Source organism: Mucilaginibacter sp. (genome assembly GCF_028288205.1).
Classification (GTDB): domain Bacteria; phylum Bacteroidota; class Bacteroidia; order Sphingobacteriales; family Sphingobacteriaceae; genus Mucilaginibacter.
Genome location: NZ_JAQBOD010000042.1, coordinates 107,354 through 125,930 on the forward strand (window position 1 = coordinate 107,354; position 18,577 = coordinate 125,930).

At 39.3% G+C, this 18,577-nt stretch carries 15 protein-coding genes; 8 read left to right on the forward strand and 7 right to left on the reverse strand.

Annotated features, from left to right (window positions below; translation table 11 throughout):
* The first annotated feature begins 219 nt into the window (after positions 1–219).
* Positions 220–954, forward strand: a complete 735-nt coding sequence (locus tag JWR23_RS09850; RefSeq protein ID WP_299515739.1) for a LytTR family DNA-binding domain-containing protein — start codon at positions 220–222, stop codon at positions 952–954.
* Between the two features lie 445 nt (positions 955–1,399).
* Here the strand turns inward: JWR23_RS09850 and JWR23_RS09855 are convergent, their stop codons facing one another.
* Positions 1,400–2,206, reverse strand: a complete 807-nt coding sequence (locus JWR23_RS09855; protein WP_299515720.1) for an HNH endonuclease — start codon at positions 2,204–2,206, stop codon at positions 1,400–1,402.
* A 176-nt stretch (positions 2,207–2,382) separates the two neighbouring features.
* On the opposite strand from JWR23_RS09855, the gene JWR23_RS09860 reads away from it, so the two are divergent.
* Positions 2,383–4,116 carry an AAA family ATPase gene (locus tag JWR23_RS09860; RefSeq protein WP_299515722.1) on the forward strand — a complete coding sequence of 578 codons (1,734 nt, stop codon included), beginning with the start codon at positions 2,383–2,385 and terminating at the stop codon, positions 4,114–4,116.
* On the forward strand, positions 4,113–5,054 hold the full coding sequence (locus JWR23_RS09865; protein WP_299515723.1) for a hypothetical protein: 942 nt from the start codon (positions 4,113–4,115) through the stop codon (positions 5,052–5,054). The genes JWR23_RS09860 and JWR23_RS09865 overlap by 4 nt, the downstream gene beginning before the upstream one ends.
* On the opposite strand, the gene JWR23_RS09870 is transcribed toward JWR23_RS09865, so the two are convergent.
* On the reverse strand, positions 5,047–7,857 hold the full coding sequence (locus JWR23_RS09870) for an ATP-dependent DNA helicase (RefSeq protein WP_299515725.1): 2,811 nt from the start codon (positions 7,855–7,857) through the stop codon (positions 5,047–5,049). The genes JWR23_RS09865 and JWR23_RS09870 overlap by 8 nt on opposite strands.
* A gap of 376 nt (positions 7,858–8,233) precedes the next feature.
* Here JWR23_RS09870 and JWR23_RS09875 point away from each other — a divergent pair, with 376 nt between their 5' ends.
* Positions 8,234–8,515 (forward strand): hypothetical protein, encoded by a 282-nt coding sequence (locus tag JWR23_RS09875; protein WP_299515727.1) that lies wholly within the window; start codon positions 8,234–8,236, stop codon positions 8,513–8,515.
* Positions 8,516–8,562: 47 nt separating this feature from the next.
* Here JWR23_RS09875 and JWR23_RS09880 read toward each other — a convergent pair whose 3' ends face one another.
* Genes JWR23_RS09880 through JWR23_RS09900 form a run of 5 tightly spaced genes read right to left on the reverse strand, consistent with a single transcriptional unit; the run spans position 8,563 to position 15,804 of the window.
* Entirely contained in the window at positions 8,563–9,642 is a 1,080-nt protein-coding gene (locus tag JWR23_RS09880) for an HNH endonuclease signature motif containing protein (protein ID WP_299515729.1), read from the reverse strand.
* A gap of 14 nt (positions 9,643–9,656) precedes the next feature.
* Positions 9,657–9,842: a hypothetical protein gene (locus tag JWR23_RS09885; RefSeq protein WP_299515730.1), complete on the reverse strand. Its 186-nt coding sequence runs from the start codon at positions 9,840–9,842 to the stop codon at positions 9,657–9,659.
* Between the two features lie 14 nt (positions 9,843–9,856).
* Entirely contained in the window at positions 9,857–11,893 is a 2,037-nt protein-coding gene (locus JWR23_RS09890; protein ID WP_299515731.1) for a hypothetical protein, read from the reverse strand.
* A 4-nt stretch (positions 11,894–11,897) separates the two neighbouring features.
* Entirely contained in the window at positions 11,898–14,399 is a 2,502-nt protein-coding gene (locus JWR23_RS09895; protein ID WP_299515732.1) for an ATP-binding protein, read from the reverse strand.
* The gene (locus tag JWR23_RS09900; RefSeq protein WP_299515733.1) at positions 14,392–15,804 is read right to left on the reverse strand and encodes a hypothetical protein; all 1,413 of its coding nucleotides are present in this window, start codon (positions 15,802–15,804) and stop codon (positions 14,392–14,394) included. Before JWR23_RS09900 ends, JWR23_RS09895 begins: the two co-directional genes overlap by 8 nt.
* Before the next feature lie 127 nt (positions 15,805–15,931).
* Here JWR23_RS09900 and JWR23_RS09905 point away from each other — a divergent pair, with 127 nt between their 5' ends.
* The 4 genes from JWR23_RS09905 to JWR23_RS09920 all read left to right on the forward strand — a co-directional run bounded on the left by JWR23_RS09905 (position 15,932) and on the right by JWR23_RS09920 (position 18,514).
* On the forward strand, positions 15,932–16,942 hold the full coding sequence (locus JWR23_RS09905; RefSeq protein ID WP_299515734.1) for a hypothetical protein: 1,011 nt from the start codon (positions 15,932–15,934) through the stop codon (positions 16,940–16,942).
* An 88-nt stretch (positions 16,943–17,030) separates the two neighbouring features.
* The gene (locus JWR23_RS09910) at positions 17,031–17,792 is read left to right on the forward strand and encodes a hypothetical protein (RefSeq protein ID WP_299515735.1); all 762 of its coding nucleotides are present in this window, start codon (positions 17,031–17,033) and stop codon (positions 17,790–17,792) included.
* A gap of 174 nt (positions 17,793–17,966) precedes the next feature.
* Positions 17,967–18,236, forward strand: coding sequence for a helix-turn-helix domain-containing protein (locus JWR23_RS09915; protein ID WP_299515736.1), 270 nt, complete (start codon positions 17,967–17,969; stop codon positions 18,234–18,236).
* Positions 18,237–18,250: 14 nt separating this feature from the next.
* Positions 18,251–18,514 (forward strand): helix-turn-helix domain-containing protein, encoded by a 264-nt coding sequence (locus JWR23_RS09920; protein ID WP_299515737.1) that lies wholly within the window; start codon positions 18,251–18,253, stop codon positions 18,512–18,514.
* The last annotated feature ends 63 nt before the right edge of the window (positions 18,515–18,577 follow it).

The window sequence follows — 18,577 nt, forward strand, 5'->3', positions numbered from 1 at the left end:
TGGATTTATACGACAAGATTATGTGGATAGAATACCCTATTAATAGGTAAACGCCGTTTATCCGTCGAAATAAGTTGTTGGTTTTACTTTTTGGGTTGTTTATCTAAATTAATGGCAGTCTGTAACTACCAACCAGTTAATGCGTCATATTGATAATTGTGTCTTTATTTACTTCCTTGTCTGAATATGCAATACGGAAATAGGATAAACTTATTAAATATGCGGTGGAGATGCTTAATCATAGATGATGATCCAATTATTTTAAAGACAATTAAAAAGTGGTCCTCCATGGTGGAGCAGCTTGAAGTTGTGGCTGTATGCAACAGCGCTTTACAGTCAATGGAGATCATGAAAACAGAAAGGATAGATTTACTCTTTCTGGATATAGAGATGCCTGAATTATCAGGTATTAGTTTTCTAAGAACCTTACAAAATCCCCCCAAAGTAATTTTTATTACTGCTTATGCAGAATTTGCCGCCGAAGCTTTTGATTTAAATGCGGTGGATTTTTTACTAAAGCCAGTTAGTTTAGAGCGTTTTTTAAAAGCTGTTAATAAGGTGATTGGTACCGGCATTGCTCCTGTAGAAGGACTGAATATGCATGTGGAACGCGAATGGTTATATCTTAAAGCAAACAGAAAAACAGTTAAGATTTTTTTGGACGAAATTGTTTATGTAGAAAGTGCTAAAGATTACATTAAGATTTACACGCAGCTTGATACACCTTTAGTGGTTAAGTATTCTTTAACAGCATTTGCAGCAAAGTTACCGCATAAATTATTTGCTCGGGTCCATCGGTCTTTTATTGTCGCAATTAACAGAATTACTGCCTTTACCAATTACGATGTTGAACTTGGTAAAATCGAAATACCATTAGGAAGACACTATTTAGGGCAATGGAAAAGTTTGTCGAAGACAAATAAAGTTTTGGTGAAACACCCCATTTTGTTATAAAGCAGGGGAGTATCGAATATTTCTATCAACCTTTTGCAATGCAAGGGTGCCTAATTTCGAAAAAACCAATGGTACCCGAATTTGTACCCTATTAGGTTAATGAAAGTTGATTTTATTTGATTTGCTCTTTTTTTGAAAAACTGGTTAAAATGGGTTTAAACGCAAAAAAGCCTCACTTTTCAGTAAGGCTTTTTTGCTTCTTAGCGGAATGGACGGGACTCGAACCTAACCCTATATCATTCACTATTTCAATATTTTATAAGTTTGCAATAGTGGTTACTCTCGAATTTCCCACAAGTAATTTGCAACAGTTTAATTCCTAATGACTTACATAAAGATAAGTATTAATAGCGATTGATGCAATTATTTTTATCGAATGATTACTGTAATGTGGCTATAATTAGTTGATGCCAATAATAATTAGAAAATAAATAGACTTAATGAATTATTGTTCAAATTTATCAAAAATATTTTCCGTATGATATATCAAAGCTTCTTCCATCGGCGGATAGTACAAGGGCTTTGCTATTGATTTTTGATCAATAATTTTAAGTAAGCTTTGTAAAAATTCGCTGCATTCACTAACTCTTGAGCTTATCTGCACCTTCCAATCGAGATCTAAAGTAAAATAACCTTTATCAAATAATTTATCATAAAATATAGATAAACAAAGCCCATTCCCTGGATTTAAACGATGTTCTATTTGATGCGCCCAAGGGATTATATGGCTTGCAATCAAAAGCTCTCCTTCGGTTATTCCAGTCAGGCAGCATTCATAATTAAAATTTTCCATCACACGCTGCCTGAAAACAGACTGTTTTAATCTGATATTAACTTCGCGTTTAGCATTCTCAATGGCGTAATCGTTTACTTCCGCGGCAGGCAAGGCAAGTTTACCTGTAGTTAGAGACAATGGCAAACCGTAAAAATCCAAAATATTACGCTCTACCCGAGCATTGCGAATATGCAAATTATGAGTGCGGATATCACCAACCCATCTAGTGCGGTTTTCTGATTTTGAGAGATTCTCATCGATCAGCAAGTCCTCTATATAAACGTAAGGAATGCTATAGTAATCTACTAAATTAGTTTCACTACCAATCAATATGATATTAAAGTCACTACCAAATCTTGAGTAGTACTCGTTTATTTTCAGTTTGGAAAGCCCAAACCAATATTTTGAACCGACATCTGCCTTTAAGACATAATTTTTCAGTTCGAGCTTTTTTCGATTTTTATGCACCCAATTCATATTATTACAGTCAACCTATTTATTAGTTAAGGTAAGGTCAAATAAACGGTATTTTCAGATTAAGCCATACATAAATCTTATTGAATAACATGGTAAATCAAACTCTCATTGCCAAAGAATTAAATAATCGTTAAGTTTAAATATTATTATCACCGAAGCCTATACCGCTATACATAATGATCGATATTATAGAATTAAACGAACGAGTATTCCAATTCCTTTATGACAAGAACTTAACATATACTTATCGTAAGAGTAATTATGCCAGTCGTTTAGATCAAGGGTATTGGTTTTATGGAAATGAGGCCTATATGGCGATTTCATTTTGGTCTGGTATGGACTGGAAAAACCGCACACCAAACATCATATATGTTGTTACACAGAATGGAAATATCTATTTGGAGATTAGTGTCTCCGATTCAGATCGAAAGCGAGAATTTGTAACAAACTATCTTGCTGAACCCTTAGAACTCGGTACGGACAGTAGAAAATTTAGAAAATACTACGCAGATAATTGTGATATCCCAGACGCAATAGGCAATCTTGACAGGTTTTTAAATGGTGACAAACAAACCATTGATAATATTATAAGTGCAGAGTCGGTAAATTTCTTTCTTCCCAAAGAAGATTCGTTCAGTCCTTTAGATAAAAAAGATTTTAAACAAAGGCAACAGAATATTTTAAAATATAAGCAAACCTTTGAAGAGATACAAAGAATTGATGCCAAAGCACCATTTGAAAAACCTATCAAACTTCATTCTTTTAAAGTTTGGGACTCAGGTCCTATACCCTACGCGGAATTGGTAGATATACCACCAGACAATAAATGGATATTCATTACAGGAGAGAATGGATCAGGTAAAACGAGCTTTTTAAGATCGATCAGCACCGCTTTAGGTTACCGAACACTTGAAAAAAATGAACTCAGCAAAAACCCTAATTTTCGGTTCGAGGCGGAGTTGTTTTCCGAATATAACGACCATAGCCAAACCTTCGACAGGCAATTAAACGAAGGGACGAAAAACCGTCGCCCCAAAGTTGCTGGATTATGTATGTACGGCCCTTTCAGGTTATTGAACAGTAGAAAACTGTCTGAAGCAAAATTTAAATCCCTGTACACAAAAAACGGCTCATTCAGCTCGCTTTTTACCGACAATGCTCCATTGTTAGACATTGATAAACAATTAGATATTTGGAAAAAAGACCGTAAATCACTACCCCAATTAGAAAAAAGACAGTATCATATCAAAAATATCTTAACCTCGATAGTACCCAATTTATACAATGTAAATCTATATCTATCTGAAATCGGGAAACCCGTTGAATACCAAACGCGTAAGGATGATAACTCAAGCCAGCATACTACGCCATGGGAAAATTTATCCTCCGGCACAAGAAGTGTTTTTTCCCTAATTGTAGATATCTTGTTGAGGCTTTATGACCAGCAACCCAAAATTACAGACCCATCGGAATTGAAAGGTGTCGTTTTGATTGATGAGATAGATCTTCATTTACATCCTTTGGCACAAAAGGAACTGGTTGTAAATCTTTCCAATGTTTTCAGGGAAGTCCAATTTATAGTTACCACACACAGTCCTATTCCTTTATTAGGTGCACCACGTAACAGCATGATATATGTAATGCGCAATAATGATGGCGATGTATCCATAGAACGCATGGATGATAAAGTTATGTTCAGCAAAATACTTCCCAACGCTATTTTTACCTCTCCGATATTTGGCTTCCGAGACTTATTACCTAACTCGAAAGACAAAAATGAAATACCTTATTTGGACGATGACTTTGATCAAGTTAAGCGCCGGGAATACCTAAATAGGGATATTAGCCAGTATCTCACCAACGAAAAACAAAAAGAGTTATTGGCGCTATTTAACACCGGCAAAGAATGAGAAACGTAGTACGCAGTTATGTTATCACAAATGCACCGGCAATTTTGCAACTTGTCGGTACTATTACTGCATCAACAACCATTGCTAGGATGGGCAACGCAACCGGAATTAGCAGGGCAATATACAGTGACCCTTACTCGGCAGGCCCTGATGAGGGAAATCAATCACGTGTTATTGACAAACTAAACGATTGGTACTTTGGAAAATGCGCCTATTGCGAACGTTTTTATAAACTAGACGTTGAGCATTTTAGGCCTAAAGGAGAAATAAGAGATGAGGATAATGGTTTATTAAGGGCAGTCGGATACTATTGGTTGGGGTATGAATGGTCCAATTTATTGCCTTCATGCATCTCTTGTAACCGCGATGGAGGTAAAAATTCTAAATTCCCTTATGTTGCAGGAGGTAATTTAGTAACTGCGCCAGTTTTTGATGCTGTTGGCAACCTTGACCGAACCTTCTGCCTTGTTGAACATCATTTACTAGTGGGAGAATTGCCTGCATTACTTAATCCAGAAACCGATATTAATATCGTCAGCTACTTTGCTTTTGAAGTAGATAGTGATATGCAGGGAATAAAAATTAAAGGTATCGATGTGAATCGGCGTGGTGAAATTACAGCGAATGTTTGTAAATTAAACAGGCAAGAAATAAGGAGAGATCGTTTACAAGGTGTGGTTATGGATTTTGTGAATAGTGTCCATAATTCTGTTGCTATATTAAAGATAACTAACGATGATAATAGTTTTGCAGCACAATTAAACCTGCATATTAGAAAGGTATATAACGACTGCAATGAACCGAAGTTAAGCCATACCTTGCTTAGAAAGTATATTGTGAGCTCTTTGGAAAATTTCGAGGATATTGTTATTCCTTTTATCGTTCCGGAATTTCAACAAATATTACTTACCGCGTTTAAAAATTATACGGCTATTTAACAGCTTTGGCGTTGTGCTTGAGGCCTGAATAGCAAATATGATATTGCAAACATTCCTTACAAATCTCTTTTTTATCAACTTGGGTAAAGGATTGATTTCTAATAACGGCAGCAGCTCCTTTGATCTTTTCATTGGTTTCCTCCAGGTAATTTTGAGTGAGTGATTTCGGCGGTAATTGTGTATTATACTCTAAATCGTATATCTGAATATAGTCGGCTGTTTCTCCTGTCAATTCTTTATGTCCCAATGCATAAAGGTTTAACTGATCATAAGTTATCTTCTGATTTTGTACGTCCTGTTTAGATTTGAACTCAATGATCGTAGTTTCGTATTTATCTTCGTAAATTTTTTTTCTAATCAAATCGATCTTACCTGTTACTAAAATTCCTTCATCCAGGTTTAGTTGAATTTCCTGCTCAACATACTCGATATTTTTAAAGGAATCCTTGTTTTTGTTGTAGTATTCATCAACTCGTTTTTTCACCAAAACTTTCATTTCTTCAAGGATGGTGGACTTACCCAAATAAGGAAAATGCGATTGGTTTTCAGCTATCTTTTCTACCTCATCTTTGGATAATTCTTCGCCCAATTTACTTCGCTTATGTATTTCCATTAATGTGTTATGAAGAGATCTGCCAAACCCCATGCGTTGATCAAGCGGATAGGAGAAACCGTACATGGACACCAATTTGAACCGATACTGACACTCAAAGAAGTCCTTCAGTACGCTGAAATTTAAAGTAATCGAAACCGCATCTTCTTTTGGATTAGATTCAATCTTCACCATACTTTTAAAAGGCGGATGGTTTGTAACTATTGCGTCCGATTCGCCTAATTCCCCAACAAATATTGATGGCTTACGATAAAGTTGATTATTCTCATCCGGTGCTCTGGAAATAAATAAAAACTTTTGGGTCCGGGTAATGGCAACATAAAATAAGCGCCTTTCATCTTCTTCACTGCCGATATAACGCTGCTGGTTTTTTATAAGTGTTGGATCCAGGAAATGCCACTCTGTTAAACCGCCAATCTTTTTAGCGGGCATATAATTTTTGTTCAAGCCAGGTATAAACACTGCTGGAAATTCCAAACCTTTCGCTTGGTGAATGGTCATAATTTGAACAGCATTCGGTGTTTTGAAAGGGTTATTCAACCATCCTTCAGGGTAATGGTCCGAAGCACTATATTCAATAAACTTTAAAAAACTGTGGAGATGGAAAGAAGGTACTGACCCATTGAAATAAATTTCTTCAAAATCATTGATCACCTGACTAAATTTCCCCAGATTGTACATGATCACTTCAGCGTTCTCTTTGCTTAAAAAGGACTCTTCCGTTATTTCGGCCAGCTCCAAAAATTTCCAATATATTTTTTGCAAGCTATAAGCCCATATTGGTTTACCATTTTTGTCAATCTGTTTTTGAGGTAATTTGGCATCAAGATGAGTAATGGCTAACTGTAGTTTAGCCTTGTCGAAGGTATTGCTACGAATCTGCATCCATATATTGATGAGTTCGTTAGCATTTATATCCCCATGCAAATACTTAAAAATCCCTAACCCAGCTGTTACTTCGCTAACCGTGAATAACTGATTTACCCCGGCGGTTATATATGGTATCTCTAGTCTTTCTAATTCACGAACGATACCTGTCGTCTTGCTCCATGTACGCAGGAGTATCGCAAAATCAGAGTAGTCCAAACCGCGTTCAACCTCGTTTGCATTAGTGATATCTGATTTAAAAGGTAATCCTCTCAAGTCAGCAATCATTTGTGCAATTACCTCGTTTTCTTCTTTTGTAGTTATAAACTCGTTATATAACACATCATTATTCTTGCTGAAAAGTTGTTTTTCAGCAGAAATCATTGATTTAGCTATACGCTCATTACGTGAAATAACGGTTTCAGCTAAGGATGTTACCCCCTTTGAGCTTCTGAAATTTTGATCTAAAATAACTTCCTGGGCTGGCGCGTAATCAGTTAAAAAATTCTTTATGAAACTATTGTTACTTCCACGCCATTGATAAATGTTTTGATCGTCATCACCGACGACGGTTATTATGGGTTTTGCCACTTCATACAATTGTCTGATCAGCTCACCCTGTATTGGATTGATATCCTGATATTCATCTACGATCAGGTATTTGAGGTCTTTGTTTATTTTATTGAAAAGCTCTTTCTTTTCGTAAAGCTTATCAATTGCCTCGGTCATAATCATTGTAAAATCGAAGTAACAATTATCTTTTAACAAACCTTCATATTTCTCTTTTGCCATTTGGATATGAGCAGGTATCGGGCCGTTTAGTTCCGATTCTCTAATCACATTCATCAATTGAATAAACCTTTTGGTATCGATAAACATTTGCATTGTAACCTTATCGTTTCCGATCTTGGTTATATCTTTCATCCCTATTTTGTTGTAATTTTTATCTACAAAAAGTCGAAGCTTAATGTCGTCTAAAACACTAAATTTTTGATATTGATACTCATTTTCCTGTAGCGCCTTTAGACACCACCCATGAATAGTACCGATATACATATCGGCGACAGCCTGTATATTTTTTAGCCCCTCGTCCTCTTTGATCATTTTCAGAACCTTATTCCTGAGTTCAGCTGCCGCTTTTTCTGTATAAGTAAACGCAATTATATTCTGAGGGGTTACCTGCAAATTATTGTCAGGATTTAGTAAGTGTGCAATCTTGCCAGCAACTGTACTCGTCTTTCCTGACCCGGCGCAGGCAATAATCCTAAGATTCTTGTCGTTTTCCTGTATTGCCTGCTCCTGGTCTTTAGTAAAGTTTAACATAATTTATTTTGTTACGGCAATCGATTCGATATTCATCAGTGATCTCTTTTACCCTAAATAACACTTGTGTTATTTAGATGAGACATTCTATTGCAACTGTATTTTATGAAAGGTAATCCCGTTCCTCAATTAGAGGCACATAAAGTATTTAGCTTTTCCCATAGTCATTCAAAAGAGTTAAGTTATTAACGAGATTTTTTTAGTCGGGAAGGGCTGAAAGAAATGCGTATAATTCCCGCCGCGCGAGTTCGTAAAATCGAAATTCATTAAGTTTATGTTGCTAATAAGGTTGCTAATCGTATACTAAAATACATATTTAATTTAGGTAATGATTTAAAATCATTACAAGTATTTTTCTGATACTAAATACCATAGGATGAATGATGTGCCAATTTTTTCAACATCAATGCAAGTCTTATCAATATTTGATGCCACCAAGGTCGCTCCGGAGGAATTTGTCAGTATGTATTCTTATATTCCGACTATTAAGCCTACCGGACAATTTACAGCTTGGGATCAGGTCACGGCATTTCATTCCCGCCGTTCAGAAACTTGCTTGCGAAAAAGCCAGTCGAGAAAATGGATTGAGTCAAAAGAAGTTATTAAAACACCTGAGGTTTTAAAATGCGGTGAAGCGGCTGAGGGACGAAATTGCTGAAAATGCTGAGTTGTGAAAATGCGTGAGGGCGAGTTTGAATTAAATATCTAATTGGTGTCGGAGCCATAGATGGGTGCCCAATCTATTTGACACCAATGCTGATACAGTTTTTCATTATCTGGCTGTTTTCCATCATTTCTGGATTTAAGCGTAGTTGCGTTATAAATCCAATATGAGGTGCTGATTAATTCCGGTGAAAGATATATCATTAGCGTTTCAGGGTCTATTGCTATAAAATGGTCGTCATAAAGGATATGAATGTCTGATCGGAGTAATAAGGCATTGGTAGAGATATTTATACCGCCCAGGGCATGAGGCTCTATATGGGCCGCTATTAATACATTACTGACAGCCGTACCAGTTATACAACATTGCGCACCATAAACCTGTAGCAATTTCTTTTTAAGTTGGCGCTGCCTTTTCCGTAGACGGCGGAGTACATTAGCCTTATCTTCCTTGTGGTCATTGGCAGCTTCCCGTTCTACCCAAATAGCAGTCTCGTTGTCAATACCGCCAAATTGGGTATCATTAATGACAATAAATTCGCCATCGTCGCTATAAGTTAACAGAGGATACAGGAATACGATCGCAGCTTCTTTCGCAACAACACGGTTAAGTGAGCGCCTGGTCATCGTTCCGCCCGAGGCATTCATCATTGTCGCCGCACGTGTTAGGTCTTTTCTTTTTAGCCACACTTCTTCACCACCGGATAAGCGCTGTATATTGATCTTACTATTATCATAATGAAGCACTCGATATTCTTTCATTTCAACTGGTGAATACCAAATCTCACCGCTTAAAAAACAATTAGTTGCAGCGATCAGTGCATCTTTCCAGGCTTTTTCAACGTTGAGCTTTTCCTGCCCTTGTTCAACTGCTAAACGCCAATAACTCCTTGGTTGGTTCAACAGTACGCCTTTTTGCTTCAGGCTTTGCAATACATTCCTTACATTGCGGTGCCAAGCAGGTTCAGTACGTCTGCCTTGCACCAAAATCAATTCCTGGTCATCTGGCATTAAGCTAACCGTTTGCGCAACATGCGCATAGAGCTGGTGCACATCAAGTTGAATATCAGAAGTCAGATTTGCCAATATTGTGGCTTCCAGTATAGCACTAGACGTAGCCATAATTTAGGATATTATCACTTGCTATTGGCCTTGATGATTTCAGCCACCTTGTTTAAAACTTCAGCCACCTCATGGATGCGGCCCTGCTTATATTCATAGGAAGGATAGCCCTGATAATCCTCAAATTTTAATTTGGTATATTTAAGTGATTCCTTGACAAAGCTTAGGTCTTCCAGCGTTAGTAATTCTAAATTTTTCATAACTATCTTCAGGTTCAAATTTCTTCCGCAAAATCATGTTGCTCGGCAAAACGCGACAAGTGCAAATAGTAACGATCTAATAAATGCTTAGATTTAGGTAACCGCAAACGACCGGTACGTTCCACACCAAAGTCAAACTTTCGGTTTCCATAATTCATCAATACACCAGCGGGGTTGATAAAACTGAAAACTCGGTTGATCTTTGCTTTTAAAGACGTTCGACGTCCTTCATCGGCTACCACATCCAACGCGGCATAACTTGAGTCAAGCTCGTCAGCAATCTTCGTGTATTCTTGCTCAATAAGTTCATATCGGGATTGCCAGGCCGCATTATGATAACCAGCGCTATAATTGGGATTAGCAAGGTCTAACACCGAGTTTCCGGTCAAATCGAATACCGCGAGGTCTAATATATTCAGATCAACCATCAAAGTGTCTTTGAAATCAACTATTCCTACTTTATCGGTTCCCAATTCAAAATAATTTAACTGATAGCGGTCTGCGAAAAAATGGTTGCCGAATTTCTTTTTATCGATCTGTTTCTGATAGGTAGTGATCTGCTCGTTTAACACTTTATCTTTTGAAACAACAGTGATTTCAGCTAGCACCGCCATATTGGCCCCGCGCTTCCCGCGTTTATCCCCTTCGCTTCTAACCATGAGGTCACATTCTTGCGCGATCAAGATATAGCGTTTGTTTTTACCGGCACCCTCAGTGACCTTAAACATATCACCATTGTCTATAGGCCGCCGTAATGGATTCAATAATTCGGGAGATTCGTACAATTCCTGGTGACGGATCTTAAATTTTTCAGTATGATCCTCTTTGACATCCTGAAGGTTTACGGTAATGTTGGAGATTTTTCGTGCAGCCGCAATGATATCATTAGTCTTGGTCACATATGCTTGATCCAGCATGAGCCTGCGGACTTCATCTTTAAAGATTGTGTCCGTCATTCGCAACAGTGTTTCCGGCTCCCAAACACCCTCTGTAAAAGAGCTTTTAAATACTGCCTGGTCGAACTCATAAGTATCAAACGCCTTGATTCGGTCAACAGTGCGTTTCTGCGCTTCGAATACAATGGCTAAGGTGTTGTCCTTAATCTGCTCACAGTAAGTATTCAAGCAGGCTTTTTTCAAGCCGTCTGTAAACTCATCTTGTTTGTCCAGTCTTTTCTTCGTGAGTACGAAAAAATCCTGCTCACTCAATGCGCTGTACTCACGGCAGATGCGTTGGCGCTCCGGCAACTCAGCAGCATGATCTGGTACAGTATGCGTAAACAGCGTAAGTACCACCTGACCTGCACCCGCTTGTTGTTTGGTTTCCAGGATCAAATCCTCGCCACGGATATTATCGTCCGTAAAGCGTCCACCCGCCATTTTCAAGTCCTGATCAAAAAGTACCAGGATACGCTGTCCGGCCGCAATTCCAGCAATAATCCCATTGCGCTGTTCATCCCATTCATGAGGTGTCAGGCAATTTAAAACTCCTTCTTTGAAAAAATTCTTTAAACGATTAGAAACATTGATATCCTTTATGGCTTCCGGCTGACCGGCAATCGCATAGACCCGGGTAAAATAATTGATCTGTTTCTTCGGTGACACATTTTCCCATACCTGCTGAATGTGAGCGGAAAGCACTTGCTCATCCGTCTGGAAATCGATCGCCTTTTGAATAGGTATAGCGCGCAGTTCTTCGATTTTACCGCTGGCCAAAACACTCTGTACCAAGCCAACGAAAGTTGCCAAATCGGTCTGTTGGTTGACCGCATCATCCACAAAATATACCTGACCGATTTGTAGACTAGATAAAACAGCATGAATGCTTTCCAGCAAAACGGGATCAAATTCACTATCTTCCTGGCCGATAGCCGTTTCGACTGCTTTTGGAAGCGCTTTCAGAATGATTGTCGGCTCAGGCTGATGTTCAACTGTGACCGTCGCAATAGCTTGGTCTATAGCAACAGCGGCGCCTTTTTTAGGTTGTGGCTTTGTGATGGCTGATTTATTCGATTCGGATTTCTGTGAATTTTGTGACTTAGGTTTGGTCATTGGTTTACGTTATTAAGAGCGGTTCCAGGTCGATTTGAAATATATAACGCCTTTCATGTTCGTTTTTTTGATGCAGCAGGCTGATATGTGCGCCTACGGAATCCAGCAGTTGCTCGACAATATAGAGACCAAGTCCCCGGCCTACTCCCTTAGGTTTGGTAGTCACAAAAGGTTGGAATAATCCGCTTTCGACTACAGGGGATATACCGAAACCATTGTCATAAATTGATAAAAATGGATCATTCACTTCCAGGGTAATCTCCTGTCGGAAATCAGGTTCGCTAGTCGACCTTTCGTTTAGCCAGTACTCAGCGTTCAGCATCACATTATCCGTAATTTGCGTCAACTTGCCTTTGTTGACATTGATCGTAAAGTTATTGAGGATGACCGGTATAATTTTTAATTTGCCGCCGGAACGGGCTTCATAATATTCTTTCAGCTCCGTGGTAAATGCGGCTAAGCTAATTTCCTGTTTCGTCTCCCTGTTGAACCGTAGCGAAGGCGCCAAGTGGTTTAGCTGACGTCGGATTGCCTGGATAAAGCTTTTTACATGCTCGGCATAAACAAAGAAGGTAGGGTTTCCGCCGGACTCGTTTTTGATACGCTTGATCACCTGATCGGTCTGCACACCGATCCGGTCAATAATATTGTATAATTCGTGGGTGAACGCCTCTGCCGTTATGCCTAGGCCAGCCAATTCTGAAAATTGGACGATCTGGTTTTCCAATTCATTGATACGTGGTTCCAGATAATTGGCATCATGCTCGAGTTTTTTCGCATTATTCAAAATAGCGGTGATCTTTTCAAATATTTGGTTCGCATTTTTGAGCAAACCTTCCACTGTTTCCAGCACGTTCAGCGCTTTATTTTCATCTGCGGTAGCGAATAGCGGCTGGCTTTTAATCTGCTGCACCGCCTTGGTCACTTCCGTTGAAGCCGTTTGGATATCCCGAAATACTTTTTGCGTTTCCTGCTCTATGGCTTCAGATTGTTTAGCCGTTTCCACCAAACGCTTTTTGGTATCCGCGAATGACTTTATCTCTCCCTTGGTAGCGCCCTCTATACCTTTAAAATCGTCGTAACTGCGGCGCGTACGGCCTAATACACTGTTGATCTCGCCTACCGCGAGATCGATCAGTTTAAAAAAATTCCGGGAATAAGCGGTATCGATGAAACCTTCCCGATTGGTCATCTCGGTCAGGTTTTTATTTTCCTTTGCAGTGATCGAAACAAAACCGATCACGTTTTCCGGACGTAATAAGTAAAAAGAGCCGCCAGAGGTCTGGCTCTTCGAGAGCTTCAACCAATCATTATCTTCCATGCCATAAGGCTTGATGCCAAATCCGTCGCGGAAAATACGCACGCCGACCTGGTTTTTAACCAGTGCCTTATAGTCGGAAAGCTTATCAAAGGCTGAGCCTACCTCCTCGGTCCCGGTCAGGTTGAATTCATCTATTTCGCCCAGGAAAGTGCCTGGGTTTGCATCGACGGGGTGTTCGAGCAGCGGAGCGTTCAAATGTTCCAATGAAACATCTTTCGGGACGTCAAACGTACGCTCAAAGCGAAAAAACTCTCCTTGTTCTCCGATATATTGAAGGTTCGACACCGCGTGTTTTTTATTCGCTTTACCGTCGGTTAGGTAAGCAAAAAAATTCTTACCCCGGTCTTTCTGGATCAACTGATAATAAAGCTCCTTCTTATCCGGACTATTGCCTTGTAGTTTGGCTAATTTCATCATGCCGTTTAGGTGCAGCCGACTGCCGTCGAAATCGAATTGATAACGGCTGATAGCCAGCGTGCGCAGGTTCTCATTAATTTCATCGAGATCATTATCCTGGCCGTCGATATTAAGAAAAACATTAAATGGCCGATTTTCCTTGAAGGGAAAGATTAGCTTGGAGAGTTGACCGCGGAATTTGTTACCGTCTTCACCTGCCCATTTTTTGGCATCCCGCAGGTCCGTAATGATTAGTTTTGTACCTTTTTTGCTGGGTGCTTTTGTCAGCTCTTCATAATTGGTCTCCACTGTGTCCAAAGCGCTGGTCTCGGTGAAATTACGCCAATCAAAGGCCACATGGTGCTGCTGTGTGTCTCCACTGATACCTGTGAACATTTCCAGGATATTGCCTAAACGTTGGGCACTTAGTCTGCCCAGTCCTTTATCTCCCAGCGGGGTACGCTCCTTGGTAGTGGTTTCGCCTTTGAGCTTCATGTCCCTTTTATGGGAAACAGAAATAAACAGCCACTTATCAATAATGTCGTCGTCGTTCATACCAGTCCCGTTATCTTCTATAATGATATAGCCAGGCTGGCCTTTAAATCTTAAGTCTGGATCGTTTAGTGGAGTTTTCGTATTGATCGTGATCTTTATCCAGTCGGCGTCTGCATCGTAGGAATTTTTAACGAGCTCCATGATGGCCGTTAGTTCATCAGAGACCAACTCTTCGCCTAATTGTTTAACAACGGCTGCGCTAATACGGAAGACAGGAGAATGCTGTTTACCCAATTTTTCTAAATATTAAGATGTCTTCAAAGGTCATCAGGGCCGCTTGGCTATTTCGACGGGCCATACGGCGGTTCAGAATCTCCCGGTTGATCGTTTTGATAAGTATAGCACCCTGGCTGAGGATAAAATCAGTCATGATAACATTGTTCGGAATATTGACCCCGGCTACCGTACGATTACCTACCGTCCAGACCTGGTAGCCATTGACCTTCATCGCTCGGTGAATATTCTGGATCGTTTGGTAAATATCGTAAAAGAATGCAGCAACTTTTCGGGCCCGTTTTGGATCGATTGCGTGAATCCGGTGGTATATTACTTCTAGTCTGGGTGAGGCATCAAATAATACTTGCAATTCGTCTATTGTAAACTGCCTGATAATACCACCTAAACCAAAGCTATCTATTTGAGATGTAGTGGCTAAAAAAGTTTTATTGGCACGTTCATCAATATCTTGAAGATCAATCCATTGTAGTGGAAGATAAGAAAATTGGCCATAAGTTACAGTGGTTTTATTATCTCCGTAAGGAGGCGAAGTCACATGCAGATCAAAAAAGCCTTCTTGGTCATTTGTAGTCACTATTTGCTCTTTGCTGCTCAGTAGGTTTAAATTGATCTTTCCAATATACGCGCCTTTGAGTAGCCTGTCAGCATTTTGTAATTGCAACGCATGTTCGCGTAAGTCCTCTAAGCTATTGGCAAAATGTTTTTTGAAAACGTCTATAGGAGATACTATCCGTGTAGCAATCTCAGTTAGAGGCCGGGCATGTAATTTAAAAGTAGAGGTACGGTCATTCGATGTTAAACGGATTGTCTCTGCTAGAATCACCCAATAAAAACGGCGAATAGTCTGGTTACTTTCGGCTTTAATTGCGCGAACGATCTTGGATAGTTCAGCTACCACCGCTGGTGTAAACCATTTATAAAGGCCCTTGAAATTAGCTTCAATTGTCTCGTCATTATCCTGTTCTATATGAGAGAAAAGTGCATGCCGGCGTTCTTCAATGGCTCCAAAATAAAATGGCCCTGTTCGGGTTTTAGACACCAAAACAGCCAGTGGGTTAATGTCTTGGCCATAACAATTTAGTCCCATTTCCATCCCGGCAACCAATGACGTTCCCGAACCCATAAAGCTATCCAGCATATTAGTTACGTCACCTTTTGCATTGACAATGATCTCTATAATGCGTTTTTGCACGATAGGCACCATCATGGCTGGATATTGAAAAAAACTATGTACGTATTGGCTTCGGTCGTGATCTGGAGAGTTCCAAATCTGGTGATTCTCACGAGTTAAGAGATCTACCTCCCTGCAAATGATCGCATCCGCTTCTACAGGCGTGGGAACATGACCCGCCTCTGTTGTTGTACTGGCTGAAGCGGGATTAATGGTTCCAATGCTGTTCATGACGAGAGGTAAAGTTGGTCTTTCTACCAAAGATAGTTATAATTATGATTACTATAAAATATAGCATTTTCAGCTGACATTTTATTATATTGCCAGGAAACTTGAACTGTATAATTTCAGTAATTAAATGTATAGTTGCTTTTCAGAACAAGGCGAAACGCTTCTTCCTGATCAAATAGAATTGCAGGAAATTACCGGTGCTCAGCTAGAACCGAATATTTTTTTAGATAGCTGTGTTTGCCTGCATATAATTAAAGTCATTGATTATGGTAAAAAAGCAACAAACGTTGACCTAAATAGAATCATACAGTTAAAAGAATATTTGCATACCCATTCCATAAAAATCACGCCATTTTTTGGTTTGTTAGAACTCTGTATAAAAGATGGCCAAATTGACAAGGAGAAACTGGAAGATTTCAAGAACAGAATCGATTTTTTTGAACAAATGCCGCTAAAATATTTTAAGAATTTCGATTACAACTATCGAAAAAATTACGTGGTATTTAAAAGAATTGATAATCTCCCTAATATATACCCTGCAATAGAACCACAATTAAAAAACACTTATTGCGCATTGTTAAAAATAAGAAGCATAGCACTACGAAATATTACAAAATCGGCTGCTATATCAAATATTAATTCCTTTTTTGAATGGATGGTTAATGATTTGGACATCATAAGGGGGACCGAATACCAATTAGCTTTAAATATCTTTGGCGGCAATACTGAGTTTCGTAAAATGATTGGGTTGGACAGCCGGGGAGCTGACGCAAAGAAAAAGTTGAAGGGTAGCACCTGGGATATATTTCACGGAAAAAACGTTTCAAACAGTTTTCGACTATTTGATATGTTGGGCAGGAGTTTCAAACCCTATTTTTTGACGAGTGATGCCAACTTATTTAAGATTATCAGCCAAATAAGTCTAACATTAATAAAGGACGGCGGCGAAAATTTCATGTCATCTTTTATAGCAAACTCCAAATTGGCATTCCCTAACTATAATATGGATTTTGTAGAGCAGCAAAATGAGAAAATGATTAAGGTCTTCGTTGATCGACGCAATAAGGAATATGACTATGATCCGCAAAAAATTAATAGGCTTATTGAGGAACTTGAACTTGAAAATTATCTTCTTTGACGATAAAGTCCCTCGGCATAAGAATATGCTTTCATTATGCCTTTTTTCCAATCTCGGAAACGCTTATTTTTGAGTAAATCACCTACCTATGAGCGTCACCTACTTCAGACCCCGCGACCGCTTTGACTTTTCAAAGGATACTCTGGATATCGGCAATCCGGTGCAATGGGACAGGTCACAGTTTTTAAAGCATTTTTTCAAACGGGTGTTTGCAATACCTGGAGATCGTATTGAAGTATTTTACCAGCGTCATTTGGCTTACTATTTGGCAAATCATGCTGATGGTTCTGAGGAGATATTCTTTAAATATTTCTGGTCACTCATCGAAAGGCAGCTAAATGTGTTATTAAACAAGGATATCTATGATAAGAACCATTTACGCAACGAGCGTGAAATGGCACGACTGCAAAAATTTACAGAACTGCTAATCTCGTTTGACCGCTGGAATTTCCATAAATCAAATGACGCTGTGATTGCACAGCAGGATTCGGAAATATATGTACTTAAGCAAGAGATAATCCAGTTAAAAGCCGACCTCAAGAAAGCGACTGCGCTGGAAACCGAAGGTTATATCAATATTGCAGACGGTTACCGCAATACCGTTTTACACCTTTATTTGCAAATGCAGGAAATTAAGACGCCAGAAGGGAAAGAACTGATGTTTTCACAAACACAAAGTGTTTGGACGAAGATGATCTGTAAATATTTCCGCGAAGGAGATAGGGAGATCAACCACGAAACCATACGTCGTTATTTCCCCAGCGATAAGCGGGAACGGGGTGATAAACATGCCGATATTCCTGCAAAATCAAAGCTGTTTACGATCAATCCTGCAAAAAGGAGAAGCTGATTTCTTCTTTTGCCAGTCACGTAGCAGGTTGTTTTACCAGCATAGCATTAAACTGGTAATCAATATTTTATAAACGCTTTTAACTTTCCTTAAACCAATCCATTTTAACCACGCAGATTTGCGTGGTCAAGAAATCTACAGGGTATAGCACACATTTGTACCAAAACAAATGCTATGCAGATCATTAACCACGAAGTCCTCAGCCAATGCATCAGGGATGCAGTCAGGGCAGAACTACAGGAACACTTTAAAACAGGCGGCAGCCAACCGCCGGATTCGGAAAAACTTTTATCCAAGCAGGAGCTTGCCGCCGAACTCGGCGTGTCGCTGGTGACGCTTACCGACTGGATGAAAAAAGGCTTACCCTATTTGCGCCTGCATAAACGGGTGTATTTCAAAAAGAGTGAGGTACTCAATGCCATGCAACAAACTATCAAAGATTAAAAGGAGGATGACAGATGAATGTAGAACTAATCACCCGTGAGGATCTACGGGAATTTAAAAATGAATTGCTCAATGAGCTTAAACAGATCATGCAGCCGGGACAAGGGCAATCCAAGAAATGGTTGAAAAGCAGCGAGGTCAGGAAGATGCTGAATATATCACCCGGCACCCTACAGAACCTGCGTATCAACGGTACGCTTCGCTTTACCAGGATAGGCAGTATCATGTATTACAAGTTGGAAGACATTAACAAAGTTTTGGAGGGTAACGGAAGATGATTATCTCAAAAAAATTAGCAAGCTATAACGACCTGATCAAACGCATGGGAAGCGATAAACGGG

Coding starts and splice junctions, on each gene's coding strand:
- JWR23_RS09850 (WP_299515739.1), top strand. CDS start 220: ATGCGGTGGAGATGCTTAATCATAGATGATGATCCAATTATTTTAAAG.
- JWR23_RS09855 (WP_299515720.1), bottom strand. CDS start 2,206: ATGAATTGGGTGCATAAAAATCGAAAAAAGCTCGAACTGAAAAATTAT.
- JWR23_RS09860 (WP_299515722.1), top strand. CDS start 2,383: ATGATCGATATTATAGAATTAAACGAACGAGTATTCCAATTCCTTTAT.
- JWR23_RS09865 (WP_299515723.1), top strand. CDS start 4,113: ATGAGAAACGTAGTACGCAGTTATGTTATCACAAATGCACCGGCAATT.
- JWR23_RS09870 (WP_299515725.1), bottom strand. CDS start 7,857: ATGTTAAACTTTACTAAAGACCAGGAGCAGGCAATACAGGAAAACGAC.
- JWR23_RS09875 (WP_299515727.1), top strand. CDS start 8,234: ATGAATGATGTGCCAATTTTTTCAACATCAATGCAAGTCTTATCAATA.
- JWR23_RS09880 (WP_299515729.1), bottom strand. CDS start 9,642: ATGGCTACGTCTAGTGCTATACTGGAAGCCACAATATTGGCAAATCTG.
- JWR23_RS09885 (WP_299515730.1), bottom strand. CDS start 9,842: ATGAAAAATTTAGAATTACTAACGCTGGAAGACCTAAGCTTTGTCAAG.
- JWR23_RS09890 (WP_299515731.1), bottom strand. CDS start 11,893: ATGACCAAACCTAAGTCACAAAATTCACAGAAATCCGAATCGAATAAA.
- JWR23_RS09900 (WP_299515733.1), bottom strand. CDS start 15,804: ATGAACAGCATTGGAACCATTAATCCCGCTTCAGCCAGTACAACAACA.
- JWR23_RS09905 (WP_299515734.1), top strand. CDS start 15,932: ATGTATAGTTGCTTTTCAGAACAAGGCGAAACGCTTCTTCCTGATCAA.
- JWR23_RS09910 (WP_299515735.1), top strand. CDS start 17,031: ATGAGCGTCACCTACTTCAGACCCCGCGACCGCTTTGACTTTTCAAAG.
- JWR23_RS09915 (WP_299515736.1), top strand. CDS start 17,967: ATGCAGATCATTAACCACGAAGTCCTCAGCCAATGCATCAGGGATGCA.
- JWR23_RS09920 (WP_299515737.1), top strand. CDS start 18,251: ATGAATGTAGAACTAATCACCCGTGAGGATCTACGGGAATTTAAAAAT.